General features: G+C 63.2%; 17 protein-coding genes. 9 read left to right on the top strand and 8 right to left on the bottom strand.

Features of this window, described 5'->3' with window-relative positions:
- Nucleotides 1–69: 69 nt before the first annotated feature.
- The 8 genes from Q0063_RS01475 to Q0063_RS01440 all read left to right on the top strand — a co-directional run bounded on the left by Q0063_RS01475 (nucleotide 70) and on the right by Q0063_RS01440 (nucleotide 8,540).
- Nucleotides 70–1,134 carry an FAD:protein FMN transferase gene (locus Q0063_RS01475; RefSeq protein WP_297870195.1) on the top strand — a complete coding sequence of 355 codons (1,065 nt, stop codon included), beginning with the start codon at nucleotides 70–72 and terminating at the stop codon, nucleotides 1,132–1,134.
- On the top strand, nucleotides 1,112–1,567 hold the full coding sequence (locus tag Q0063_RS01470; RefSeq protein ID WP_297870194.1) for a NusG domain II-containing protein: 456 nt from the start codon (nucleotides 1,112–1,114) through the stop codon (nucleotides 1,565–1,567). The genes Q0063_RS01475 and Q0063_RS01470 overlap by 23 nt, the downstream gene beginning before the upstream one ends.
- 83 nt (nucleotides 1,568–1,650) lie before the next feature.
- Nucleotides 1,651–2,166: a Gx transporter family protein gene (locus tag Q0063_RS01465; protein WP_297870193.1), complete on the top strand. Its 516-nt coding sequence runs from the start codon at nucleotides 1,651–1,653 to the stop codon at nucleotides 2,164–2,166.
- A 4-nt stretch (nucleotides 2,167–2,170) separates the two neighbouring features.
- Entirely contained in the window at nucleotides 2,171–3,250 is a 1,080-nt protein-coding gene (locus Q0063_RS01460) for an AAA family ATPase (protein ID WP_297870192.1), read from the top strand.
- A complete protein-coding gene (locus tag Q0063_RS01455; protein WP_297870191.1) occupies nucleotides 3,247–4,236 on the top strand; it encodes a 2-hydroxyacid dehydrogenase in 990 nt (329 codons plus the stop codon). The genes Q0063_RS01460 and Q0063_RS01455 overlap by 4 nt, the downstream gene beginning before the upstream one ends.
- A 20-nt stretch (nucleotides 4,237–4,256) precedes the next feature.
- Nucleotides 4,257–4,805, top strand: a complete 549-nt coding sequence (locus Q0063_RS01450) for a DUF6652 family protein (protein WP_297870190.1) — start codon at nucleotides 4,257–4,259, stop codon at nucleotides 4,803–4,805.
- Nucleotides 4,806–4,816: 11 nt separating this feature from the next.
- A complete protein-coding gene (locus Q0063_RS01445; RefSeq protein ID WP_297870189.1) occupies nucleotides 4,817–6,661 on the top strand; it encodes a hypothetical protein in 1,845 nt (614 codons plus the stop codon).
- A 166-nt stretch (nucleotides 6,662–6,827) separates the two neighbouring features.
- Nucleotides 6,828–8,540, top strand: a complete 1,713-nt coding sequence (locus Q0063_RS01440) for an S-layer homology domain-containing protein (protein WP_297870188.1) — start codon at nucleotides 6,828–6,830, stop codon at nucleotides 8,538–8,540.
- Nucleotides 8,541–8,970: 430 nt separating this feature from the next.
- Here the strand turns inward: Q0063_RS01440 and nifJ are convergent, their stop codons facing one another.
- From nifJ to Q0063_RS01425, 3 genes are all read right to left on the bottom strand, one after another.
- Nucleotides 8,971–12,639 carry a pyruvate:ferredoxin (flavodoxin) oxidoreductase gene (gene nifJ, locus Q0063_RS01435; protein WP_297870187.1) on the bottom strand — a complete coding sequence of 1,223 codons (3,669 nt, stop codon included), beginning with the start codon at nucleotides 12,637–12,639 and terminating at the stop codon, nucleotides 8,971–8,973.
- Between the two features lie 178 nt (nucleotides 12,640–12,817).
- Entirely contained in the window at nucleotides 12,818–12,970 is a 153-nt protein-coding gene (locus tag Q0063_RS01430; RefSeq protein WP_297870186.1) for a hypothetical protein, read from the bottom strand.
- 55 nt (nucleotides 12,971–13,025) lie between these two features.
- On the bottom strand, nucleotides 13,026–13,409 hold the full coding sequence (locus tag Q0063_RS01425) for a VOC family protein (RefSeq protein WP_297870185.1): 384 nt from the start codon (nucleotides 13,407–13,409) through the stop codon (nucleotides 13,026–13,028).
- A gap of 314 nt (nucleotides 13,410–13,723) precedes the next feature.
- On the opposite strand from Q0063_RS01425, the gene Q0063_RS01420 reads away from it, so the two are divergent.
- Nucleotides 13,724–15,241, top strand: coding sequence for a YifB family Mg chelatase-like AAA ATPase (locus Q0063_RS01420; protein WP_297870184.1), 1,518 nt, complete (start codon nucleotides 13,724–13,726; stop codon nucleotides 15,239–15,241).
- Between the two features lie 146 nt (nucleotides 15,242–15,387).
- Here the strand turns inward: Q0063_RS01420 and Q0063_RS01415 are convergent, their stop codons facing one another.
- The 5 genes from Q0063_RS01415 to Q0063_RS01395 all read right to left on the bottom strand — a co-directional run bounded on the left by Q0063_RS01415 (nucleotide 15,388) and on the right by Q0063_RS01395 (nucleotide 25,675).
- Complete coding sequence (locus tag Q0063_RS01415) at nucleotides 15,388–19,545, bottom strand: DNA-directed RNA polymerase subunit beta' (protein ID WP_297870183.1); 4,158 nt, start codon at nucleotides 19,543–19,545, stop codon at nucleotides 15,388–15,390.
- A gap of 92 nt (nucleotides 19,546–19,637) precedes the next feature.
- Complete coding sequence (rpoB, locus tag Q0063_RS01410; RefSeq protein WP_297870182.1) at nucleotides 19,638–23,540, bottom strand: DNA-directed RNA polymerase subunit beta; 3,903 nt, start codon at nucleotides 23,538–23,540, stop codon at nucleotides 19,638–19,640.
- Between the two features lie 429 nt (nucleotides 23,541–23,969).
- Nucleotides 23,970–24,155: a hypothetical protein gene (locus tag Q0063_RS01405; protein ID WP_297870181.1), complete on the bottom strand. Its 186-nt coding sequence runs from the start codon at nucleotides 24,153–24,155 to the stop codon at nucleotides 23,970–23,972.
- 282 nt (nucleotides 24,156–24,437) lie between these two features.
- Nucleotides 24,438–25,013, bottom strand: coding sequence for a GNAT family N-acetyltransferase (locus Q0063_RS01400; RefSeq protein ID WP_297870180.1), 576 nt, complete (start codon nucleotides 25,011–25,013; stop codon nucleotides 24,438–24,440).
- Nucleotides 25,010–25,675 carry an HAD family phosphatase gene (locus tag Q0063_RS01395; RefSeq protein WP_297870179.1) on the bottom strand — a complete coding sequence of 222 codons (666 nt, stop codon included), beginning with the start codon at nucleotides 25,673–25,675 and terminating at the stop codon, nucleotides 25,010–25,012. The genes Q0063_RS01400 and Q0063_RS01395 overlap by 4 nt, the downstream gene beginning before the upstream one ends.
- Nucleotides 25,676–25,709: the final 34 nt, after the last annotated feature.

Raw genomic sequence — 25,709 nt, 5'->3', positions numbered from 1 at the left:
TATACTAAGGGTTAACGACAAAAAAGGAGGCTTTGCCCCGCTGGAGCAGAGCGGAAAAGGATTTTTGCTATGAAAGGTCGCATCTTTTGTCTCTGGACGGCGCTGCTTCTGGCGCTGACCGGCTGCGCCATGACGCCGGCGGACCCGGACACGGCCCGGGAGAGCATTCAGGTCATCGCCATGGACACCGCCATGCTCATCACCACCTACGGCGAACGCTCCCCCGCCGCCGCCTACGCCTGCGAGGACGCCATCCGGGAGCTGGAAGCCCTGTTCTCCCGGACGGACCCGGACAGCGCCGTGTCCCGGCTCAACGCCGCCGGCTCTCTGGAGCTGAGCGAGGAGGAAACGGAGCTGGCCGGCATCCTGCGTCAGGCGGGGCGGTACTATGAGCAGACCGGCGGGGCCTTTGACATCACCGTGGCCCCGGTGGTCTCCGCCTGGGGCTTTACCACTGACAGCTTCCAGGTCCCGGCACAATCGGAGCTGGACCGGCTTCTCCCTCTGGTGGACGGCTCCGCCGTGACCGTGGAGGACCGGGCCGCCGCCCTGGGGCCGGGGCAGTCCATCGACCTGGGGGCCATTGCCAAGGGCTACGCCGCCGGGCGGCTCTGCACCGTCTTCAACGAGTACGAGGTGCCCAGAGCTCTGGCGGACCTGGGGGGCAACGTCCTGGCCTGGGGAGACCGCCCCGACGGGACCCCCTGGCGGGTGGGCATTCAGGACCCGGCCCATCCCGATGACAAGGAGGCCCTGGTGGGCGTGCTGGAGCTGGCGGACGCCTTCGCCGTTACCTCCGGCAGCTATCAGCGTTATTTTGAGCAGGACGGGAAGCGGTATCACCACATCATCGACCCCGCCACAGGAAAACCGGCGGACAGCGGCCTCACCTCCGTCACGGTGGCGGCGGGCACGGAGGCCGGAAACGGCGCCATGTGCGATGCCTATTCCACCGCCCTCTTTACCATGGGGGAGGAGAAGGCCCTGGAGTTCTGGCGGAGCCAGGAAAACGGGGCGCTGTTCAGCATGGTGCTGGTGACGGAGGACGGGCGGGTGGTAGTGGCCGATCAAATCGGGCGCTTCGCCTTCACCCCCAACGAGGACAGCGGCTATGTCTATGAGACGGTCTCCTGAGCTCCGGCCCACGGTCTGGGACGGCCTCACGGCGCTGGCGGTGCTTTTGCTTGCCCTGGGGCTGGCCTTCTTCCAGTGGCGGGGCGGCGGAGAGAGCGGGGAGCTGACGGCGGTGGTCACCATCGACGGGGAGGAGGCGGACCGCTTCGCCCCGGCGGAGCTGCTGAACGCCCCCCGGACCTATACCCACAACGGCTATACCCTGGAGGTGGTTCTTGGGGTCGATTATGAGAACCCGCCGCTCAATGCCCTGCCCCCCGTCGGAACGTCGGGAATCTGCGTGGCGGTCTCCGACTGCCCCACACGGGACTGCGTCCGCACCGGCATCATCTCCCGCGGCGGCCAGAGCATCGTCTGCCTTCCCGCCCGGGTCATCATCCGGCTGGAGGGCGGAGCGGCGGACCCGGACGCTCCGGACGCGGTCCTGGGATAATCAGGAATGGGGGGTTCGGAATGAGGAATTTTCCGCCGCCTCAGTATTCCTGATTTCTCATTCCTGGTTTTAAGGAGGGAATCATGCGGCTGACTACCAAGCAGTTAACAACCTGTGCCCTGCTGACGGCCCTGGCCCTGGCCCTGAGCTGTCTGGAAAACCTCTTTCCCCTCTCCCTGGCCATTCCGCTGCCGGGGGTAAAGCTGGGGCTTGCCAACATTGTGACCCTCTTTGCCCTCTATGTGCTGGGGCCTGTTCAGGCGCTGATGATCTTATTTTCCCGGTGCTTTCTGGGGGCCCTCTTTGCCGGAAACATGAACGCCGTGCTCTATTCCCTTCTGGGCGGGTTCTCGGCTATGGCGGCGATGATCGCCTTGTCCCACAGCCGGCGGCTGTCCATCTACGGGGTATCCATCGGCGGGGCGGCGGCCCACAGCTGCGGCCAGATCGCCGCCGCTGTGCTGACGCTGGGGAATGGGGCTCCCCTCTATTATCTGCCGGTTCTGCTGGGGGTATCCCTGTTTAGCGGCACGTTGACCGGGTTGGCGACAGCCTGCCTCTTTCAGGGGCTGGCCCATACCGATTTGCTGAAAGGATAAAGATATGGACAAACGGGACAAAAAAGACGAAATCATCCTCCAGCAGCTGGAGGTCATCCAGACCCTGACGGAACACAATCTCCGCCGGATGGGGTCCGACTTCTGGGGCCCGTCTCCGGCCTCCGCCGGAACGCCGCCTTCGCCCCATGAGGAGAAGAAGGAGCCCCCTTCGGCAGAACCCGCCGGGGCCGCGGAAGCGCCCGCCCGGCAGGAGGAAGCGCCCCCTGAGAAGCTGGAGGACCTGCAAAAGGAGCTGGACAGCTACATCGGATTGGCGGCGGTGAAAAAGGAGGTCAGGAACCTCATCAACCTGGCTTCTGTCCATCAAATGCGGAAGGAAAACAACCTCCCGGCGGCGGAGCTGTCTCTGCACATGGTGTTCTCCGGCAATCCCGGCACCGGCAAAACCACCATCGCACGGCTGATGGCCCGGATCTACCACAGCCTGGGCATTCTCTCCAAGGGGCAGCTGGTGGAGGTGGACCGCAGCGGACTGGTGGCGGGGTATGTGGGCCAGACCGCCCTGAAAACCGGCAAGGTCATCGAAAAAGCCCTGGGGGGCGTGCTGTTCATCGACGAGGCTTACGCCCTCAACGGCCGGTCGGACAACGACTTCGGTCAGGAGGCCATTGACACGCTGTTGAAGGCCATGGAGGACCACCGGGACGATCTGGTGGTCATCGCCGCCGGGTACGACGGGCTGATGGATGACTTCGTCCGCTCCAATCCGGGACTTGAATCCCGGTTCAACCGCTTCCTCCACTTTGACGACTACAGCCCCGACGAGCTGCTGGCCATTTTCCGGATGCAGTGCGGAAAGGGCTGCTATGAGCTGGACGAAGACGGGGAGGAGGCCCTGAAGCAGCTTCTGGAGCGGGAGAGCAGGGAGCATTCCGTCTCCTTCGGCAACGCCCGGGGGGTGCGGAATATCTTTGAAAAGCTGCTGGTCATTCAGGCCAACCGCCTGGCGGGCCTGCCCTCCGTCAGCCGGGAGGACCTGACCCGCATCACCGCCGACGACGTAAAAACGGCCTCCGGCGCTCCGGAGGAGCCCCGGAAAAAATCTCAGGAGGACCCCGCATGAAGGTACTGGTTGCTACTCCGAAATTCCGTTACGACACCTTCGCCCCGGATACCCCGGCCTTCCGGGCGGCGGAGCTGATTTTCTGCGACCGCCGGGGCACGGAGGCGGACTGGCTGGCGGCGGCGGGAGACGCGGAGGCCATTTTTGTCTCTCCCATCACTCCCATCCGGGAGTCCCTGATCTCCCGGATGCCCAACCTGAAACTGATTCACAGCGAGGGCGTGGGCTTTGACCTGATTGACCTGGAGACCGCCCGGAAGCGGGGCATTTACGTCTGCAATAACGCCGGGTGCAACGCCGGGCCGGTGGCGGAACAGGCGGTGATGATGATGACCATGCTCCTCCGCCGGACCCTGTGGGGCCACCGGATGGTCCTGGAGGGCCGGCAGGGGGAGGCGGTGCCCGCCCTGGAACGGAACGTGCCGGAGGACCTGGCCAGCTCCACCGTCGGCCTGGTGGGCTTCGGTACCATTGGCCGGGCCACGGCGGAGCGCCTGCGGGTCAACGGCAGCAAGCTCTGCTACTGGTCCCCTCACCGCCGGGACCCGGCCACGGAGGCGGCTTTTGACATGGAATACCTGTCCCTCCACCAGCTGGCGGAGCGCAGCCACATCGTCAGCCTCCACATCCCCGCCAACCGGGAGACGGAGGGGCTCATCGGCCGGGACTTTTTCAGCCATATGCGGCCCGGCTCCTATCTGGTGAACACCGCCCGGGGCGGCCTCATTGACAACGAGGCCCTGGGAGAGGCCCTGCGCTCCGGCCGTCTGGCGGGAGCGGCCTTTGACAACTACGTCCCCGAGCCGGTGCCGGCGGACCATCCTTTGGTACTGCTGGCCCGGGAGTTCCCGGACCGGATTCTCCTCTGCCCCCATCAGGCGGGCATCACCCAGACCGCTTTCCGGAACGTGTACCGGATGCTCTTTGAGAACCTGGGGGAGCTGATGGCGGGACGGCGGCCTCAGCGGATTGTCAACGGCCTTTGAGGGGCCAGGGAGGGCGCTTCATGAAAACCGCGCGGCTTTTTCTCGCCGGCATGTACCTGCATCTTGCCCTCAGCGTGGCCGTCCCCGCCGGCATCCCCCTTCTGGCGGGCCAAGGAGACGGCTGGAACGGCCTGTGCACCGGACTGCTGCTGCTCTATCTGGCGGCGGTCCTGCTGGTGCAGCTGGCCGGCTGGGCCTGCGCCCTCTCCGCCCGGCGGGCGGCAAAGCGGGGAGAGGAGGACCTTCTGCGGACCTGGTGGCTCTTTCTGAAGCTGTGTTCCATCCCCTTTTACATCCTGAATGTTCTCTGGAGCCTCTTTGTCTGGGGCCTGTTCCTCCTGGCCTCCCGGGGCATCCTTCTGGCCCTGCTGCCGGTTTCCTTTGCAGTCACCTGTCTGATGGCGGTCCAGACCGGACTGGTGGGCCTCTGCTATCTCCGGCTCCAAAAACGGCAGGGGAGGCCGGTCTCCGGCCTTCATACGGTCTGCCAGCTGCTGCCGGTGCTGGACGTAATCAGCACCCTTCTGCTGGTCCGCCGCCTGCGCCATTCCCCTTATCCACCCCATTGAAGGAGTATGCTATGCGAACCATTTCCAGATTCCTGATTGTTCTTGCCCTGCTGCCGGCTCTGCTGGCGCCGGCCCGGGCGGCGGACAGCCGTTATCCGGAGAAGGAACACCTGCCGGTGGACTACGCCGACATGGACGCCTCCGGCTTTGACGAAACGAAGCTCCAGGCCGCCCTGACGGCCCTGGAAGAGCTGTGCGCCTCCCCCCAGGGCCAGGAGGAAGATGTCCGAACCCAGGCCCAGGACCTCTACGATGAGATTCTGACGGAGCTGAACGTTCTGTCCACTCAGTCCTCCCTGATTGGGATTGCCTATGACGCCCAGGCCGCGGGCCCCAGCGCGGAGGCGGCGGCTCAGGCGGCGGAGCACATCGCCACCCAGAGCGACCGGCTCTTTGACCGCGTCTATTCCGTCCTGGCCCTGCTGGCGGACACGCCCTATTGGGACATCATCGACGCCGAGGCCGGCGAGGGCGCCGCGGAGGCCCTCCGGGACTACGAGCCCCTGACGGAGAAGGAGACCGCCCTGTATCAGGAGGAAACCCGGCTGACCCTGGAATATGACCAGATTATGGCCCGGGCCGATCTCTCGGAGGAGGAGCGGGCCCGGCAGGCCGGGGAGCTCTACCGCCAGTTGGTTCAGCTGCGGACGCAGATTGCCGTGATGAACGGCTATGAAAACTACGCCGAGTACTCCTATGAGGTGGAATACAGCCGGGATTACAGCGTACAGCGGGCCCAGTCTCTGCAAAAGGCCGTCAAGGCATACATCGTGCCCCTCAGTGAACAGGTTCTGGACCGCGTGGGCAGCCGGGAGCTTCGGGAGCTGTCCCGGCGGAGCCGGGCCGATGGAGAACAGATTCTGGACGACATCCAGCCCTTCATCCGCCGCCTGGACCCGGAGCTTGGCCGTACCTTCGACTTTATGCGGGACCATCACCTCTACGACATCGAGGCCAGTGACTCCAAGCTTCCCACCGGCTACACCATCGGCCTGCCGGCCTATGGTTCCGCCTTCATCTTCAACAGCCCCTACGGAACCTGTCAGGACTACAGCGACACCGTCCACGAATTCGGCCATTTCAACGAGACCTTCCACGCGGCCACCCACGAGCTTTGGGCGGGCTTTAACATCGACGTGGGAGAAATCCACTCCCAGACGCTGGAGCTGCTGTTTACCTCCTGTGCGGACCAGGTGTTTGGAGAGGAATACGGCGATACCTACGCGACGGTGATTCTCTCCAACATTCTGGATTCCGTCCTGGAGGGCTGCATGTACGACGAGTTCCAGACGGCTGTCTATCAGGACCCGGACATGAGTCTGGAGGATATCAACCGCCTGTTCAAGCAGGTCTCGGAGCAGTACGGCTACGTCTATGCAAAGGACCAGGAGGAAAGCGCCGCTTGGGTGGAGGTCTCCCACAACTTCCAGAATCCCCTGTACTACATCAGCTACGCCACTTCCGCCCTCTCCTCTCTGGACCTGTGGCTCCGGGCTCAGGAGGACTGGGACGAGGCAGTGGACCTCTACATGGACCTGACCGCCCTCTCCCTGGATGTTCCCTACCGGGCGGCCATCCGGTATGTGGGCCTGACGGACATCTTCCGCCGCGGGGCGGTGGAGGAGCTGGCGGAACGGCTGGAGGCCCATCTGGACCGGCCTGAGTCCCACTCCTTTCTGCTGTTCATTGCGGCGGCGGCCGTTCTGGCGGTCTTCGTCCTCATCCTCTGGGCCCTGATTATGCTGGTCAGCACGGTGGTTCTCCGTGTCATCATCAGCCGTCACTGCCAGAGGGTCCTGGAGGACTGCCGGGCCGCCGCCCGGGGGAACGATGCGCCTCACGATCCCGGCGGCTGAGTCCAAAAGCGCATACAGCAGGCCCCGGAGAATCCTCCGGGGCCTGCTTTTTTTCGGTACGGCTGAAGAATTTCCGCCGGTTCCGCCGTATAAAAAAGAGGGCTTGACTTTTCAGCTCTTCGGTTGTACTATTGTATTATTCGATTAGCAAAGGAGAGGAATCATCATGAAGCACACTCTGTTCCGGCGGGTCCTGGGGCTCTGCCTGGCGGCACTGCTGATTATTCCGGCTATGGCGGCGGAGCCGCTGAAGGCCGGACAGCGGCAGGAGGACCTGGACTTTCTCTATGAAAAGGTTCTGCTGGAGGCCCATCCGAACGCCTTCGCCAACACGCCGGAATCCGAATTCCTGGCCCTGAAGGCGGAGATTGAAGCCCGGCTGGAAACCGAGAGCGACACGGAATTCCTGCTGGATCTCATGCGCCTGACGTCCCTGACGGGGGACTCCCACACCTCGGTCTCCGTAGGAGGCGCGGCGAGCTTCCGGGCCTATCCCTTCGCCATGGTCTGGCGGGGAGAAAGCTGGTATCTCTCGGCGGCAAAGCCGGAGGACCGGGACCTGCTGTGCCAGGAGGTGACGGCGCTGGCGGGAAAGCCAGTGGCGGAGGTCGTGGAAACCTTCGGCACGCTGTTTTCCTCCGACAACCCGGTCCATCTCCGGCGGCAGTTCCGGCAGGCCTGCAATGTGGCGGACATCTATGAGTACCTGGGACTGGTGAAGGCCGGGGAGCCCCTGACCGTCACCCTGAAGAACGGCAAAACCCTTCGTCTGGAGCCCATGGATATGGAGGCCATGAACAAGCTGGAGATTGCCCTCATCTCCGAGCTCATCAAGGGCCAGCCGGAGACGGCGGCGGCGGACGCCAATTACCTGGCCAAGGCCCTGACGGATTCCGTCTACTATATCCAGTACAATGTCTGCCGGGAGGCGGAGGATCTTCCCATGGAGGACTTCGCCGCCGCCGTGGCCAAGGACCTGGCGGCAGGGGACTATGACCGGGTGCTGCTGGACCTCCGCTATAACGGCGGCGGGTCCGACGGGGTCATCTGGCCTTTGTTTGAGGTGCTGCGGAAGGCCATGGACAACGGCGTCACGCTGGTGGGACTCATCGGAGAGGCCACTTTCTCCTCTGCCCTGATTAACGCCGTAGAAATCCAGGAGATGGGCGGCGTTCTGGCCGGGGAGGCCGCCGGGGGCAGCGTCTGCCACTTCGGCGCAGTGCATACCTTCACCCTGCCCAATTCCAAGGTCCGGGGACAGGTGTCCAGCAAATACCTGGATCTGAACACCCTGCTGGACGCGGCGGCGGGCCGGGGCGTGGAGGCTTTGCAGCCGGACATTTTGGTTTACCAGACTCTGGAAGATACGCTGGCCGGGAAGGATACCCTTGTGGAGGCCTGCCTCTCCGCTCCGGACCAGCAGCTGACGCCCGCCAACCACTACGACGCACCGCTGACAAGGGGCCGGTTGATCGGGCAGCTGTATGAGGCCTGCGGAAGTCCTGCGGTGGAAATCGGAGAGGAACTGCCCTTTGCCGACAGCTTCGGCATTGAGTGGTATCTCCCCGCCCTGGCCTGGGCCAAGGAAGCGAAAATTACCCTGGGCGCGGCGGACGGGACCTTCTCCGCCGCCCGGCCCATCACCTGGAAAGAAGCCTCCGCGTTTTTGACCCGTGCCGCCGATGTACTGAACCTGGAAGCCGCCCCCGGTCATCGTTCCGGCCCCATCCCGGCGGCGCTGGCTCAGGGCGGCAGCCAGGAGGCTGTGACCCGGGCCTGGGACCTGGGACTGCTTCCGGCGGACGCGGATTTTGCCCAGGGCCTCACCCGGAGCCAGGGGGAAGAGCTGGCTGCCGGGCTGAAAGCCCTGCTTGATTGAATGGCCGGCACTGAGGGAATGGCCTGACCAGGGGGGTCAGGCCCCAGGCTGTCGAAAAAGTATTTTCGACAGCCTGTGCAAGTTTTCAGAACCCGTGAGAAGTTCTGAAAACTTTTGATTGAAAACGAAAGGAACCCCTGATGGGTTCCTTTCGTAGCTATCTTCCTTTCCGACACTTTTACAAATACTGTTTTTTGACAAGCTGTGGCCTGACCAAGGGGTCAGGCCCTACAACGAAAATACTCCGGCCTGCCGGTCATCTGAAGAATTTCGCTCCAGCTTCCAACCATTCTTTCACACAAAAGAGGACCACGGGCAATGCCCGTGGTCCTCTCTTTCATTCAGAATCTTTCTGCGCTCCTGCGCTCCGGCCTTCGCCGCCCGCAGGGGTGAAGCTGTTCACAGGAAACGGAGCGGACTTTGCAGCGCCTCAGTCGGCGTACAGCTCCTTGAGCTTCAGCAGGTGCTGATAGCGGTCCATAGCCGCCTTCTCGTTGCGCTGGAACAGCTCGCTGGCCCGGTCGGGGAACTCGCGGGTCAGGCGGCTGTAGCGGGCCTCGTTCATCAGGAACTCCTGATATCCGCCTGCGGGCTCCTTGGAATCCAGGGTGAACTTGGCGCCCTCGGCAGCCGGGTTGAAGCGGAACAGGTTCCAGTAGCCGCACTCCACGGCCTTCTTCATTTCGGCCTGGCAGTTCATCATGCCGCCCTTGATGCTGTGCATCTCGCAGGGGGAGTAGGCGATGATCAGGGACGGGCCGGGATAGGCCTCGGCCTCCTGAATGGCCTTGAGGGTCTGGGCGGGATTGGCGCCCATGGCGATCTGAGCGACGTACACATAGCCGTAGCTCATGGCGATTTCCGCCAGGGACTTCTTCTTGATCTCCTTGCCGGCGGCGGCAAACTGAGCCACCTGGCCGATGTTGGAGGACTTGGAGGCCTGGCCGCCGGTGTTGGAATAGACCTCGGTGTCGAACACGAAGATGTTCACATCATTGCCGGAGGCAAGGACATGGTCCACACCGCCGAAGCCGATGTCATAGGCCCAGCCGTCGCCGCCGAAGATCCACAGGGACTTCTTGGACAGGTATTCCTTATCCTTCAAAATCTCCAGGCAGAGCTTGCAGGCGTCGCAGTCGCAGTACTTCGCGCCGCTGTCCTTCAGCTCCTTGGCGTGAGCCTGGAACTTGGGCAGCTGGTCGCCGAAGACCTTGGCGGCCTCGGGGCTGCCGGTGAAGGCAACGATATCGTCCACGGTCATGACGCTCTCTTCCAGGAGCTTCACATACTCGCGGGTTGCCTCGGCGTTGGCCTTGCCGTCTTCCATGGTATCCAGCCACTTCTGAGCGGCGTCCTTCAGTCCCTGATAGGCGTGAGGCACCGCAATGAGCTGCTTCGTCAGGTCCGCCAGACGGTCCCGGATGGCCTTCTGACCCAGATACATACCCAGGCCGTGCTCGGCGTTGTCCTCGAACAGGGAGTTGGACCAGGCGGGGCCGTGGCCTTCCGCGTTGGTGCAGTAGGGAGAGGTGGCCGCAGGACCGCCCCAGATGGAGGAGCAGCCGGTAGCGTTGGAAATATACATCCGGTCACCGAAGAGCTGGGTAACGAGACGGGCATAGCTGGTCTCGGCGCAGCCGGCGCAGGAGCCGGAGAATTCCAGCAGAGGCTTGTGGAACTGGCTGCCGGGCACCGTGTTGTCCTGGAGGTCCTTCTTCTCGGTGACCTCGGCCACACAGTAGTTGAAGACCTCCTGCTGAGCGGACTCCTGCTCCTGGGGAGCCATCTTCAGGGCTTTTTCGCCCTTCTTGCCCGGGCAGACGCCCACGCAGACGCCGCAGCCCATGCAGTCCAGAGGAGACACGGCGATGGTGAACTTATAGCCCTTGCCCTTGCCGGTCTTGTCGACAACCTTGGCGGCGGCGGGAAGCTTGGCGGCTTCCTCCTCCGTCATGGCGTAGGGACGGATGGTGGCATGGGGGCAGACATAGGCGCACTGGTTGCACTGGATGCAGTTCTCGGGCATCCAGGTGGGAACGGACACCGCCACGCCCCGCTTCTCATAGGCGGCAGCGCCCAGCTGGAACTGACCGTCCACGTGCTTGACGAAGGCGGAGACGGGGAGGCTGTCGCCGTCCATCTTGCCCACGGGATTCAGAATGGTCTTGACCTGCTCCACCAGCTCGGGACGGCCGGTGAGGACGGTGGTGTCGGGGGCGTCCTGGGCATCGGCCCAGTCGGCGGGAACCTCGAACTTTTTGTAGGCGGTAGCGCCGGCGTCAATGGCCTTGTGGTTCATATCCACCACGTCCTGTCCCTTTTTCAGGTAGGAGTGGGTAGCGGCGTCCTTCATATACTGGATGGCCTCGGCCTCAGGCATCACCTTGGCCAGGGAGAAGAACGCAGACTGGAGGATGGTGTTGGTCCGCTTGCCCATGCCGATTTCCCGGGCCAGGTCAATGGCGTTGATGGTATAGACCTGGATATTGTGGGCGGCAATATAGCGTTTCGCCACGGCGGGCATGTGCTTGTTGACCTCTTCATCGGTCCACTGGCAGTTGATGAGGAAGGTGCCGCCGTCCTTCACGTCCCGAACCATGGGGAAGGCCTTGACGATATAGGCGGGCACATGGCAGGCCACGAAGTCGGCCTTGTTGATATAATAGGGGGACCGGATGGCCTTGTCGCCGAAGCGCAGGTGACTGACGGTAACGCCGCCGGTCTTCTTGGAGTCGTACTGGAAGTACGCCTGGACATATTTGTCGGTGTGGTCACCGATAATTTTAATGGAGTTTTTGTTGGCGCCCACGGTTCCGTCGCCGCCCAGACCCCAGAACTTGCACTCGATGGTGCCCTCTGCGGCGGTGTTGGGGGCGGGCTTCTCCTCGAGGGACAGGTTGGTGACGTCGTCCACGATGCCAATGGTAAACTGGCGCTTGGGCTCGGCCTTGGTGAGCTCCTCATAGACGGCGAAGACGCTGGCGGGCGGGGTATCCTTGCTGCCCAGACCGTAGCGGCCGCCGATCACCTTGATGTCGGTTCTGCCGGCGTTGGCCAGAGAGCTGACCACGTCCATATACAGAGGCTCGCCCAGGGAGCCGGGCTCCTTGGTGCGGTCCAGAACGGCAATGCTCTTGCAGGTGGCGGGGATGGCCGCCAGGAGCTTCTCAGCCTTCCAGGGGCGGTACAGGCGGACCTTGATGAGGCCGACCTTCTCGCCGTGAGCGTTCATATAGTCGATGACTTCCTCGGCCACGTCGCAGATGGAGCCCATGGCGATGATGACCCGCTCGGCGTCGGCGGCGCCGTAGTAGTTGAAGAGCTGATAGTCGGTGCCCAACTTGGCGTTGACTTTGGCCATGTATTTCTCCACCACGTCGGGCAGCGCGTCGTAGTAGGGGTTGCAGGCCTCGCGGTGCTGGAAGAAGATGTCGCCGTTCTCGTGAGAGCCCCGCATGTTGGGCCGCTCAGGATTCAGGGCGTGCTTGCGGAAGGCGTCCACGGCCTCCATGTCGCACATCTCTTTCAGATCGTCATAGTCCCACACGGCCACCTTCTGAATCTCGTGAGAGGTCCGGAAGCCGTCGAAGAAGTTCACGAAGGGAACGCGGCCCTCGATGGCGGCCAGATGGGCCACGGGGGAGAGGTCCATGACCTCCTGCACATTGCCCTCAGCCAGCATGGCGAAGCCGGTCTGGCGGCAGGCCATGACGTCGGAGTGGTCGCCGAAGATGTTCAGCGCGTGGCTGGACACGGTCCGGGCGGACACATGGAACACGCAGGGCAGCAGCTCGCCGGCGATTTTGTACATGTTGGGAATCATCAGCAGCAGGCCCTGGGAAGCGGTGTAGGTGGTGGTCATCGCGCCGGCGGCCAGAGAGCCGTGAACGGTGCCGGAGGCGCCCGCCTCAGACTGCATCTCCACCACCTTCACGGTGGTGCCGAAAATGTTTTTCTGACCGGCGGCAGACCACTGATCCACCAGGTCCGCCATGGGGGAAGACGGGGTGATGGGATAGATCCCCGCCACCTCGGTAAACGCATAGCTGACATATGCCGCCGCGTTGTTACCGTCCATGGACTTGAACTTTCTTGCCATAAACTTACCTCCTGTAAATTCGCCGCCTGAGGCGGCATCTCTCCAAGACAGGAAATCCGGTCTCTCTCCCCGCCGAATCTCCATGCTCTGTCATTATATCACGAGATCTTTTTGCTGTAAACCGGCACTTTGTTATTTTTTGCACAAATTTTCCCGGGGATTCTTGACGGCCGAAGCGTCAGGGAACGTCCGGCACATAAAATCCCCAGACGCAGCTGCTGAACTCCCCGGCGGCGAAATAGTCAAATATACGGACGCCGAACAGGGTCACGCTCCCCTCCGTGCCGCCGGTCTCATACCTCCACCGGATTTCTTCTGAGTCTTTGCGCATGTTCATTCCTCCTCCGGCCTCTTCCAGGACGCCGCCGGCATACACCCGGCCCTTTTCAGACGGTTATTTCAATCTGATTGCCCTCCACTCCGATGACGCAGCTCTCATAATAGCCGTCTCCGGTGACGCGGGGGCCGCTGAGCACCTCATATCCGTCCTCTCTCAGCCGCCGCGTCAGCGCGTCCACGGCCTCCCTGCCTCCGGCGGAAAAGGCGAGATGGATGTACCCCGTGCGGGCCAGGTCCTTCTCCCGATCCGTCATTCCGGGGCGGCTCATCAGCTCCAGCCGCGCCCCTCCATCAAAGGACAGAAAACAGGAGCGGAAGTCCGTTGTGGGGTTGTAGTACCCTGCGCCGGCCTCCGCTCCCAGATACCTGACGAAAAACGCCTTCGCGGCCTCCAGGTCCTGCACATACATGGCGGCATGCTCGATCTTCATGGCATATACCCTCCTGCATAGATGATTCTGCCGGGATTCTATCACAAGAGCCCCGCGGGACTCAAGAGGCTTTTGCTCTCGGGAGCGTCCATTCACGCATTTTATAACAGGGACGCCATGTAGGGAAGGGGCTCTGTCCCCTCCCGTTCTTCCGGGCTCTCCATGCTTTCGGGGGACGGGACAGAGCCCGCCCCCTGCATAAAATCTCCGAAAAGGACACTCCCAATTTCTCCACTTTCCATTTTCCGCCCTTTGTAGTATAATGCTTCATACAGAAAAGAGCGGCCCCGGGCCGCAGGCGGGAGGTTTCGATTATGGTTGTCACCGTGCGTTCCCTTGGCTTAAACGGCGTGGCCGGCTACGCCGTCAGCGCCGAGTGCTTTTTGTCCGGAGGCCTGCCCGCCTTCGACGTGGTGGGCCTGCCCGACGCCGCCGTCCGGGAGGCCCGGGAGCGGGTCCGGGCGGCGGTGAAGAACGCCGGGGCCAAATTCCCCGTCAGCCGCATCACGGTGAACCTGGCTCCGGCGGGGCAGAAGAAGGCAGGGACGCTCTACGACCTGCCGATTTTCGTGGGCCTGCTGGCCGCCGCCGGGGACCTGCCCGTCCCGGAGGAGGACGCGGCCTTTATCGGGGAGCTGTCCCTGACCGGGGCCCTGCGCCGGGTAAACGGAGCCCTGCCCATGGCCCTGGCGGCGGAGCGGGCGGGCATCCGGACCCTCTTCGTCCCGGCGGAGAACGCCGCCGAGGCCAGCCTTGCCCAGGGGCTGACGGTCTACGGCGTGCCGGACGTCGTCTCTCTGTCCGCCCATCTCCGGGGAGAACAGCGTCTGACCCCCGCTCCGGTGTGGACGCCGGAGGAGGACGAGGCGGGACTTTTGGACCTGCGGGACGTCATGGGGCAGGAGAATGTGAAACGGGCATTGGAAATCGCCGCCGCCGGGGGACACAATCTGCTGATGATCGGCTCTCCCGGCGCAGGCAAATCCATGCTGGCCAAGCGCCTGCCCTCCATCCTGCCGGCCCTCAGCCGGGAGGAGGCCCTGGCCGTCTCCGGCGTGTGGTCCGTGGCAGGTCTGACGGACCCCGGACACCCGCTGCTGACCCGCCGGCCCTTCCGCAGTCCCCATCACTCCACTTCCGCCTCCGCCCTGGCGGGAGGCGGCCCCGCCATGCGGCCCGGCGAGATCTCCCTGGCCCACAACGGCGTCCTGTTCCTGGACGAGCTGCCGGAGTTCCGCCGGGACGTGCTGGAGGTCCTCCGCCAGCCCCTGGAGGACGGAGAGGTCACCGTGGCCCGGGCCGGGGGCACCCTGCGGCTTCCCGCCCGGTTCCAGCTGATCTGCGCCATGAATCCCTGCCGCTGCGGCTGGCGGGGCCACCCGGACCGCCAGTGCACCTGCTCTGACCGGGACCGGGCCCGGTATGTGGAGAAAATTTCCGGCCCCCTGCTGGACCGCATTGATCTCCATGTCACCGTCCCCTCCGTGGAATACGAGGCCATGCGCCGCCGGGATACCCCGGAGTCCTCAGCGGAGGTCAAGGCCCGGGTGGACGCCGCCCGGGCCATTCAGTCCCGGCGTCTGTCGGACTCCGCCGCGGCCTGCAACGCCCAGATTCCCCCCTCCGAAATGGCGGCGTTCTGCTCCCTGGACGCCGCCGGGGAGGCTTTGATGAAAAACGCCTTCCAGCGGCTGGGCCTCACCGCCCGGTCTCACGACCGCATCCTCCGGGTGGCCCGGACCATCGCTGACCTGGAGGGGGAGGCGGACATCGGCGCAGCCCATCTGGCTGAGGCCATCCAGTACCGGAACACGGATATTCTCAGGGGATAATTCCCGGCAGAGCTCCGCCCCAGGCCCGCCATTCACAGCGGGGGGAGAGAGAGATGGGCGTTTTCCCCCCAAGAGGGAAAAGGAAACCCTCCGGTTTAAGCCCGCAAAAAAACAGAGGTTCCTTTCGGAACCTCTGTTTTTCGGTTTTACTGGGCCATCGCAGGAACTTCCTCCTCGTTGGCAGGGGCGTCCGCTGTCTCGGGAATCAATTCCTCGGCGGCATTGTGGTAGGCCTGAAGGCCCGTGCCCGCGGGAATCAGCTTGCCGATGATGACATTCTCCTTCAGACCCGTCAGACGGTCGCTCTTGCCCTTGATGGCGGCCTCCGTCAGAACCTTGGTGGTCTCCTGGAAGGAGGCGGCGGAGAGGAAGGAGTCCGTAGCCAAAGAGGCCTTGGTAATGCCCATCAGCAGCTGCGTGCCCGAAGCGGGACGGAGGGGCTCGCCGCTCTCCTGCCGTTCGCCGTTGGCGTTACGGCGGGCAATCTCCTCGTTGGCGGCATCCAGCTCCAGAACATCCACCATAGAGCCGTCCAGCAGACTGGTGTCTCCCGCGTCCTCCAGGCGGACCTTCCGCATCATCTGGCGGACGATGACCTCAATGTGTTTGTCGTTGATATCTACGCCCTGCTGGCGGTACACCCGCAGGACCTCCTGAATCAGGTAGTTATACACCGCGTCGGCGCCCCGGATGCGGAGCACGTCATGGGGGTTCAGCGCGCCGTAGGTCAGCTGGCGGCCGGCCTCAATGACGTCGCCGTCCTTCACCTGGAGACCCGTGTGGGGCACGGCGTAAGTCCGGGTGTCTCCGTCGGGGGCGGTGACAATGATGTTCAGCAGGCTGCCCTTGGTGGCTTCCTCAAATTTGACCGTGCCGCCGATTTCCGCCAGAGTTGCCATACGCTTGGGCTTCCGGGCCTCGAACAGCTCCTCGACACGGGGAAGACCCTGGGTGATGTCGCCGCCGGCAATGCCGCCCGTGTGGAAGGTACGCATGGTCAGCTGGGTGCCGGGCTCACCGATGGACTGAGCCGCGATGATGCCCACGGCCTCGCCGGGGCCTACGGGCTGCTGGGTGGCCAGGTTCATGCCGTAGCACTTGGCGCACACGCCGCTGGGGGCCTTGCAGGTCAGGACGGTGCGAATCATCACCGTGGGCTTTTTGCCCGCCTCGGGACCGTCGGGATCAAACTCGCAGCGGTCGCCGGGGTTCTCCTGGACCCATCTGCGGCTCTCCAGAAGCCGGGCTTCCTCCTCGCCCTTCATCATCACATGATTGGAAATCAGCACCTCGCCGGTTCCGGCGTCCACCACATCGCCCACCAGGAAGCGGCCCCGGAGCCGGTCGGCCAGACGCTCGATGGTCTGTCCGTTCTCCTCGATTTCGGAGACCTTGATGCCGTGGCTGACTCCGCAGTCCTCCTCCCGGATGATAACCTCCTGGGAGACGTCCACCATGCGGCGGGTCAGATAGCCGGAGTCGGCGGTCCGCAGGGCGGTGTCCGCCAGGCCCTTCCGGGCGCCGCGGCTGGAAATGAAATACTCCAGCGCCGTCAGGCCCTCCCGGTAGTTGGCCTTGATGGGAATTTCGATGGTCCGGCCGGCGGTGTTGGCGATCAGGCCCCGCATGCCCGCCAGCTGGCGAATCTGCTTCATGGAGCCTCGGGCGCCGGAGTCCGCCATCATGAAGATGGGGTTGTAGCGGTCCAGGTTCTTCTGCAGGGCGTTGGAAACGTCGTCAGTGGTCTTCTCCCAGGACGCGACCACCTGCTTATAGCGCTCCTGGTCGGTCATAAAGCCCATCTTGTACTGCGCTTCGATGTCCAGAACCTTCTGCTCCGTATCCCGGACCATGTCGTACTTCTTGGGAGGAATGGTCATATCCGCGATGGACACGGTAATGGCGGCCTGGGTGGAATATTTATAGCCGGTGGCCTTGATGGCGTCCAGCACCTCGGCGGCCATGGTGAAGCCGTGCTTGTTGATGGTCCGGTCCACGATCCGGCCCAGCTGGTCCTTGCCGCAGGTCTCGGTAATCTCGTAGTCGCAGACGTGGGCGGGGTCGCTCCGGTCCACATAGCCCAGGTCCTGGGGGATGTTGTGGTTGAAGATAATCCGGCCCGGGGTGATCTCCACCACCCGGGTGTACTCCGCGCCGTCCACGGTCTGGGTCCGGCGGACCAGAATGGGGCAGTGGGGGCCAATGACGCCCTCGTTGTAGGCCATAAGGGCCTCGTCCTCGTTGGCGTACATATGCAGGGGCTTGTAAGCCGCTTTTTTCTTTTCAGTCAGCTCCTCCATGGGGGCGAAGGAACCGGCATACGGGGCGGCGGTCTCCTTGGTCTTCTTGCTTTCTTCCTCAAAGTCCTTGATCGCCTTAATGGCCTTATCCAGAACCGCATTGGCGGCTTTCAGCTTCTCCGGCAGGGGGCCGTTCTCCGCCTCCTTGGCCCGGCGGGCCTCGTCCAGGGCCTCCGCCGCCATGGCGGAGATCTTCTCGGCCTTGCCGGCGGCCTCGCCGGCGGACTGGAGCACCCGCCTCAGCTCGCTTTCCCTGGTCTTGCCGTCTTCTTTGGCTTTTTTGGCCGCTTCAATGGCTTTATTTCCCTTTTGGATGGCCTCGTTGGCCTTACCGACGATTCCGTTCATTTTCCCGACGGTTTCATTAACGGCCAGGAAATCGTCGGCGCTTACAACGCTCCCGGTGGTCAGGTCCGTGTCGCCGGCGTCCTGGCACCAGATTTCCTCCGCGCCCTTCTCGGCCGCGCCCATACGGTCCATGGTCAGGTAATAGCTGCCCAGCACCATGTCCTGTGTGGGGACGGTGACGGGGCCGCCGTCCTGGGGACGGAGCAGGTTATTGGCGGAGAGCATCAGGATACGGGCCTCGGCCTGGGCCTCGGCGGAGAGGGGCACGTGAATGGCCATCTGGTCGCCGTCGAAGTCGGCGTTGAAGGCCGTGCAGTTCAGAGGATGGAGCTTCAGGGCCCGGCCGTCCACCAGCACCGGTTCAAAGGCCTGGATGCCCAGACGGTGCAGGGTGGGAGCCCGGTTCAGCATGACGGGGTGGTCCTTGATGATGACGTCCAGAGCGTCCCAGACCTCCGTCTCGCCCTTATCCACTTTTTTCTTGGCGGATTTAATGTTGTTGGCTGTACCGTCTTCCACCAGTTTTTTCATGATGAAGGGACGGAACAGCTCCACGGCCATCTCCTTGGGCACGCCGCACTGATAAATTTTCAGCTCGGGGCCTACCACGATAACAGACCGGCCGGAGTAGTCCACCCGCTTGCCCAGAAGGTTCTGGCGGAACCGGCCCTGCTTGCCCTTCAAAAGGTCGGACAGGGATTTCAGCGCCCGGTTGTTGGCGCCGGTGACGGCCCGGCCCCGGCGGCCGTTGTCAATCAGCGCGTCCACGGCCTCCTGAAGCATCCGCTTTTCGTTGCGGACAATGATATCCGGGGCGTTGAGCTGAATGAGCCGCTTCAGGCGGTTGTTCCGGTTGATGACCCGGCGGTAGAGATCGTTGAGGTCGGAGGTGGCAAACCGGCCGCCGTCCAGCTGGACCATGGGCCGCAGCTCCGGCGGAATCACGGGCAGCACGTCAATAATCATCCACTCCGGCTTGTTGCCGGAGAGACGGAAGGCGTCCACCACCTCCAGCCGTTTGACGATGCGGGCCTTCTTCTGGCCGGAAGAGCCCTTGAGCTCGGCGTGGAGCTGGGCGGAAAGGGCGTCCAGGTCCACATCCGCCAGCAGCTGCTTCACGGCCTCGGCTCCCATGCCGGCCTGGAAATCGTCCTCGTACTTCTCCCGATAGTCCCTGTATTCCTTTTCGGAGAGAATCTGATTGCGGCTCAGGGGCGTCTCGCCGGGGTCGGTGACAATATAGTTGGCAAAATACAGCACCTTTTCCAGAATCCGGGGGCTGATGTCCAGCAGCAGGCCCATCCGGGAGGGGATGCCCTTGAAATACCAGATGTGGCTGACGGGGGTGGCCAGCTCGATGTGGCCCATCCGCTCCCGGCGGACCTTGGCCCGGGTGACCTCCACGCCGCAGCGGTCGCAGATTTTGCCCTTGTAGCGGATTTTCTTATATTTTCCGCAGTGGCATTCCCAGTCCTTTGTGGGTCCGAAAATGCGCTCGCAGAACAGCCCGTCCCGCTCAGGCTTCAGAGTGCGGTAGTTGATGGTTTCCGGCTTCTTCACCTCGCCATAGGACCAGGCGCGGATCTGCTCCGGAGAGGCCATGCCAATTTTGATGGCGTCGAAGGCAATGTTATTGCCGGTATTGTTTTCGCCCATAGTGCGCGTTCCTCCTTCAATGCTCCGGATTCTGTCGTTGGGACTCTGGCTTGCCGCCTGCCGCCCCGGCCTTCGCCGGGGCGGAGAGGCGCTCACTCATTGTCTTCTTCGTCATCGCTGTAATCGGCGCCGATATCCGCGCCGGCGTCCTCGGGGGCGTCTTCAATATCAAAGCCGGATTCCTGGAGTTCCGCCTCCATCTCCTCGGTAACAGACCGCTGGCGGTCGTCCTCCGCGTCCATCCGGGCCAGGTTGAAGGTGTCCATGGCGTCCTCGTCCTCCCGGAGCTCAATGGCGTTGCCCTCGGCGTCCAGCACCTGGATGTCCAGGCACAGGGACTGCAGCTCCTTCACCAGCACCTTGAAGGACTCCGGCACGCCGGGCTGGGGCACGTTGTGTCCCTTGACAATGGCCTCATAGGTGCGGACACGGCCTGTCACGTCGTCGGACTTCACCGTCAGGATTTCCTGGAGGGTGTAGGCCGCGCCGTAGGCCTCCAGGGCCCAGACCTCCATCTCGCCGAAGCGCTGGCCGCCGAACTGGGCCTTGCCGCCCAGGGGCTGCTGGGTCACCAGGGAGTAGGGGCCGGTGGAACGGGCGTGAATCTTGTCGTCCACCAGGTGGTGGAGCTTGAGGAAGTAGACATAGCCCACGGTAACGGGGTTGTCGAAGCGCTCGCCGGTGCGTCCGTCGTACAGGACGCTCTTGCCGTCGGCAATCTGAAGAACGCCCTCGCTCTGCCACTTCTCCAGCTGCGCGGTATCCGCCAGCTCCTCTTCCGTCAGGGGACGGATGCCGCCCTCCTCCAGAAGACTGAACCGCTTGCTCTTTCCGCCGATGCTCAGGGGCTCGCCCATCTCCACCGTGCGGAACATGCCGCCCTCGGCCAGCATGGCGGTGATATCCTCTTCCCGGGCCCCGTCAAAAATGGGGGTGGCCACCTTGCAGCCCAGGGCATGGGCGGCGCAGCCCAGATGGACCTCCAGCACCTGGCCGATGTTCATACGGGAGGGCACGCCCAGGGGATTCAGAACGATATCAAGGGGCGTGCCGTCGGGGAGGAAGGGCATATCCTCCTGGGGCAGCACCCGGGAGACCACGCCCTTGTTGCCGTGGCGGCCGGCCATCTTGTCGCCCACCTGAATCTTCCGCCGCTGGGCGATGTAGACCCGGACCACCATGTTCACTCCGGGGCCCAGCTCGTCGCCGCCCTCACGGGTGAAGACCTTGGTGTCCAGCACAATGCCGCTCTCGCCGTGGGGAACCTTCAGGGAGGTGTCCCGGACCTCCCGGGCCTTCTCACCGAAAATGGCCCGAAGAAGGCGCTCCTCGGCTGTGAGGTCGGTCTCGCCCTTAGGCGTGACCTTGCCCACCAGGATGTCCCCGGCCTTGACCTCGGCGCCTACCCGGATGATGCCGTTTTCGTCCAGGTCCTTCATGGCGTCCTCGCCCACGTTGGGGATATCCCGTGTAATCTCCTCGGGACCCAGCTTGGTGTCCCGGGCGTCAATCTCGAACTCCTCGATGTGAATGGAGGTATAGAGGTCTTCCCGGACCAGGCGCTCGTTCAGAAGCACGGCGTCCTCGTAGTTATAGCCCTCCCAGGTCATGAAGCCCACCAGGATGTTCCGGCCCAGGGCAATCTCGCCCTGTTCGGTGGCGGGGCCGTCCGCCAGAACCGTGGGATCAACAGGCTGGCCGTCGGGGCCCACGCCCCGGCCATGGACCCGCTCGCCCACCTCCACAATGGGCCGCTGGTTGATGCAGGTGGTGTGGTTGGAGCGGAGGAACTTGATGAGCTTGTAGCTCTTCTTTTCGCCCCGGATGGAGGCGGGATTGGACTCGCTGCTGTCATACTGCACCGTGACATGGCGGGCGTCCAGGTCTGTGACCACGCCGTCGCCCTCCGCCAGGACCACAATCTCGGAGTCCACGCAGATTTTGTGCTCCATGCCGGTGCCCACGATGGGGGCCTCGGGCCGGAGCAGAGGCACGGCCTGACGCTGCATGTTGGCGCCCATCAGGGCCCGGTTGGCGTCGTCGTTGGGGAGGAAGGGAATCATGGCGGTGGCGATGGAGACCATCATCCGGGGGCTGACGTCAATGAAGTCAATCAGCTCCCGGTCCACGTCCACAATCTCGTCCCGGTGCCGTCCGGTGATACGGGCGTTGACGAGGCAGCCGTTTTCGTCCACGGGCTCCGCCGCCTGGCCGACAATGAAGTTATCCTCTTCGTCGGCGGTCATATAGGTGATGGTGTCCGCCACCTTTCCGGTGGCCTTGTCCACCGCCCGGTAGGGCGCTTCGATGAAGCCGTATTCATTGATGCGGGCGTAAGTTGCCAGATAGGAGATCAGGCCGATGTTGGGACCTTCCGGGGTCTCAATGGGGCACATGCGGCCATAGTGGCTGTAGTGCACGTCCCGGACCTCCATGTTGGCCCGCTCCCGGGAGAGGCCGCCGGGGCCCAGGGCGGAAAGACGGCGCTTGTGGGTCAGCTCCGCCAGGGGGTTGGTCTGGTCCATGAACTGGCTCAGGGGGCTGGAGCCGAAGAACTCCTTGATGGCCGCAGTGACGGGGCGGATGTTGATGAGGCTCTGGGGGGTGACAATGTCCATATCCTGGATGGTCATGCGCTCCCGAATCACCCGCTCCATCCGGGAGAAGCCGATGCGGAACTGGTTTTGCAGCAGCTCGCCCACGCAGCGCAGGCGGCGGTTGCCCAGGTGGTCGATGTCGTCCTTGACGGAAATGCCCCGGGCCAGGCCGTTCATATAGTTGATGGAGGTGAGAATGTCGTCCACCAGAATGTGTTTGGGCACCAGGGCGTCCTTGTGGAGCTTGATCTGGTCGATCAGCTCCTCGCCGCTGTACTGGCCCAGCAGCTCCTGGAGCACGGCGTAGCGCACCCGCTCCTTGATGCCGCAGGTCTCCAGGGGGTCGAAGTCCACATAGCGGCTCATGTCGCACATGCCGTTGGAGGTCACGCGCAGGGGCGTGCCGTCCACGTCGATGGTGACGTCGCAGACGCCTGCGGCGTCCAGCAGCCGGGCGTCCTCCTTGCTCAGCAGATGGCCCTCCTCAAAGAGGATTTCGCCGGTGGCGGGGTCCGCCGCCGGGTAGACCAGCTTCCGGCCGGTGACGCGCTGCCACAGGGACAGCTTTTTGTTGAACTTGTACCGGCCCACCACGGACAGGTCATACCGCCGGGGGTCGAAGAAAAGGTTGTTCACCAGGGTCTCGCTGGCCTCCACCGTGGGGGGCTCGCCGGGACGCAGCCGCCGGTAAATCTCCAGCATGGCGTCCTCATAGCTCTTGCAGGGGTCCTTTTCCAGTGTGGCCGTGACCCGGGGATCGTCTCCGAAGCGGTCCAGAATGTCCTGGTCTGTTTTCAGGCCCACAGCCCGGAGCAGGCAGGTGACGGGGAGCTTGCGGTTTTTGTCGATGCGGACCCAAAACAGCTCGTTGGCGTCGGTCTCATACTCCAGCCACGCGCCCCGCTGGGGGATGACCTGGGAGGTGAGGATGGGCATGTCGGTCTTGATGTCGGTCTCATACCCGTAATACACGCCGGGGGACCGGACAATCTGGGAAACCACGACACGTTCCGCGCCGTTGATGACGAAGGTGCCGGAGTGGGTCATCAGGGGAAAGTCTCCCATGAAGATGTCCTGCTCCTTGATTTCCTCGGTCTCCTTGTTCCGCAGGCGGACCTTGACCTTCAGAGGGGCGGCATAGGTGGCGTCCCGGGCCTTGCACTCCTCCACGTCATACTTGGGATCGTCGTCCATCCGGTAGTCGATAAAGGTCAGCTCCAGGTTGCCCTGATAGTCCGCGATTGCCCCTACGTCGGCAAATACCTCCCGCAGGCCGGTGTCCAGAAACTCCTGATAGGAATTTTTCTGAATCTCCAGCAGGTTCGGCATGGGAACGACTTCCTCGTACCGGGCAAAGTTTTTCCGGGGGGTCTTTCCGTAATATTTTTCTTTGGCCATCGTCACATTCACCTTTCTTCCGCCCCGTCCCGACAGGCGGGGGGCAAAGCTGGCCGCCGGCCGGCGGCGAAAAAGTGGGAGTCCGCAAGTAGGATACGCCAGGCGCCGTTGTTAAAAATGCTCTTTCCCGCTCTTGCATTCTTCTGGGAAATGTGCTATCCTGTTCTCAGGATGAAAAGTGGAAGGGTATCCCTCCAGATTGTATAAGCAGTTTATTTTACCATGGCATTCCAGGAATGTCAAGGGTTTTTTGCACGTATTTCTGCCTGTATTTTCGTCCACAAATTTAAATTTTTCAGCCGTCCGGTTTTTCCGGCGGACCCGCGGCCCAGACCGGAAGGGCCGCTTTTTTGTTTCCTTCCCGGACGGCCCGATTTATGACGAAAAGCCCCTGTCCTGACGGACAGGGGCTTTTCCGCTCACGCCGCTTCAGGCATACAGCTCCTCGTCGGCGTAATCGTCATATTCAGAGCTGAATCTCTGGCGCAGACGGTTTCTCATGCCGCAGCAGCCCACGCTCAGGTCGTGCCATCCGCCAATCAGCAGGCAGACAACAGCGGCGAAGGCCAGGCTGGCGCCGATGATCTTCATAACCATACTCGCGGTTTTGCTCATAGCAAGATCCTCCTGTTTTTCATATTTGAGTTCATGCAGAAACTATGATACACCATTTTGAAGAATTTTACAAGGGTTTTCTTGGTGCGGGGAGTGTCCAAACGCGCATTTTATTCGGAAGAAGGTACAGGGGGCGGGCCTCTGCGCCCGCCCGTCTCCCAATGGTGCTGGGCTTCCGGCAGACGGGCCATGTATTCCGGAGACAAATTCAGAACTTGGCGGTTCCCGGGGGCCAAGACAGAGCCCGGCCCCTACAGATGGTTTACACAGGCCGGCCCGTTTTCAGTCCCCCGCAGGCTTCAAGGAGCCGGTTTTTCCCAACGTCCCCGCGTCCGCACTGTCTTCCGGCAGGCGGAGGACCGCATAGCGGTCATGGGGCATGTCGATGCCCCGATAGTGCTTGACCCAGCTGTCCCGGACCGTCATGCCCAGCCGGACAGCCACTTTTTGGGAGGCGGTATTTGTATCTCGGATGATGGAGCAGACCTCCCCGGCGTCCAGGGTCTCGAAGGCGTACCGCTTGCAGGCCGCGGCGGCCTCCAGGGCGTAGCCCCGATGCCAGTGAGTCCGCTGGAGCAGGTAGCCAATTTCCAGCACCTCCCGGCCCTTCCAGGGCTGCATCGTCAGTCCGCACTGTCCAATCATCTCCCCGGTCTCCTTCAGGTCCGCCGCCCACAGGCCGAAGCCCCACTTCCGGTAACGGGCCGTCTGCCGTTCCAGCCATTCCCAGGCCTCCGCGCCGCTGAACGCCCCTCCGTAGGCGTACATGGCTTTTTCGTCCTGCAAAATCCTGCACAGTGCCGGATAGTCAGCCGGCGTCAGCTCCCGGAGAATCAGCCGTTCTGTCTCCAGAATCACAGGGGCCTCCCTCCGCCGTCCGCCTGAAACATCTCCAGGAAGGATTCTATGTAATAATCCGACAGCCGCCGGACCTCCTCCTGCTCCGGCTCCGAGGGGTCATACACCGCCGCCACCCGGAAGCCCGCCGCCTTGGCGGTGCGGACGGCGTGAATGGCGTCCTCGAACACCACGGTGTCCTTCTTGTTGGACCGCAGCCGCCGCAGAGCCCGCTCGTAAATCTCCGGGCCCTCCCGCTTGCTCTGGCCCGCCTCCCGGCTGGTAATCATGCCCCGGAAATAGTCCTCGATGCCGGCGCAGCGCAGGGCGGCCTCCGCCAGGGGCCTGTCCGTGGCGGTGGCTATATACATCCAGACCCCTTCCATTTTCAGCAGGGAGAGGAATTCCACCACGCCGGGCTTGGGCCGCACCTCATGGCGGTAAAAATGCTCAATCTGGTCCCAGACCTCCGCCACCAGCTCCTCCACCGTGCCGGGAAGGCCGCAGACCTCCTTGCAGTAGGCGGTGCCCTCCCACAGGCCCAGGGCCGCCACCCTCAAATCCAGCTCCGGCGGGGGCTCCGCCCCGTGGCTCCGGGCCAGCCTGCCTCCCAGACTCCGCCACATGCCCATGGAGTCCAGCAGAGTGCCGTCCATATCAAAAATCGCGCTTTGCAGTCTCATCGCCCTTCGCTTCCTTTCCTCACGTTGCTGAATG

Origin of the sequence: uncultured Oscillibacter sp. (assembly GCF_947654275.1) — a bacterium.
GTDB lineage: Bacteria > Bacillota > Clostridia > Oscillospirales > Oscillospiraceae > Oscillibacter.
Note: the sequence above shows the minus strand (reverse complement) of the source record. Positions and strands in the feature narration are given on the sequence as shown.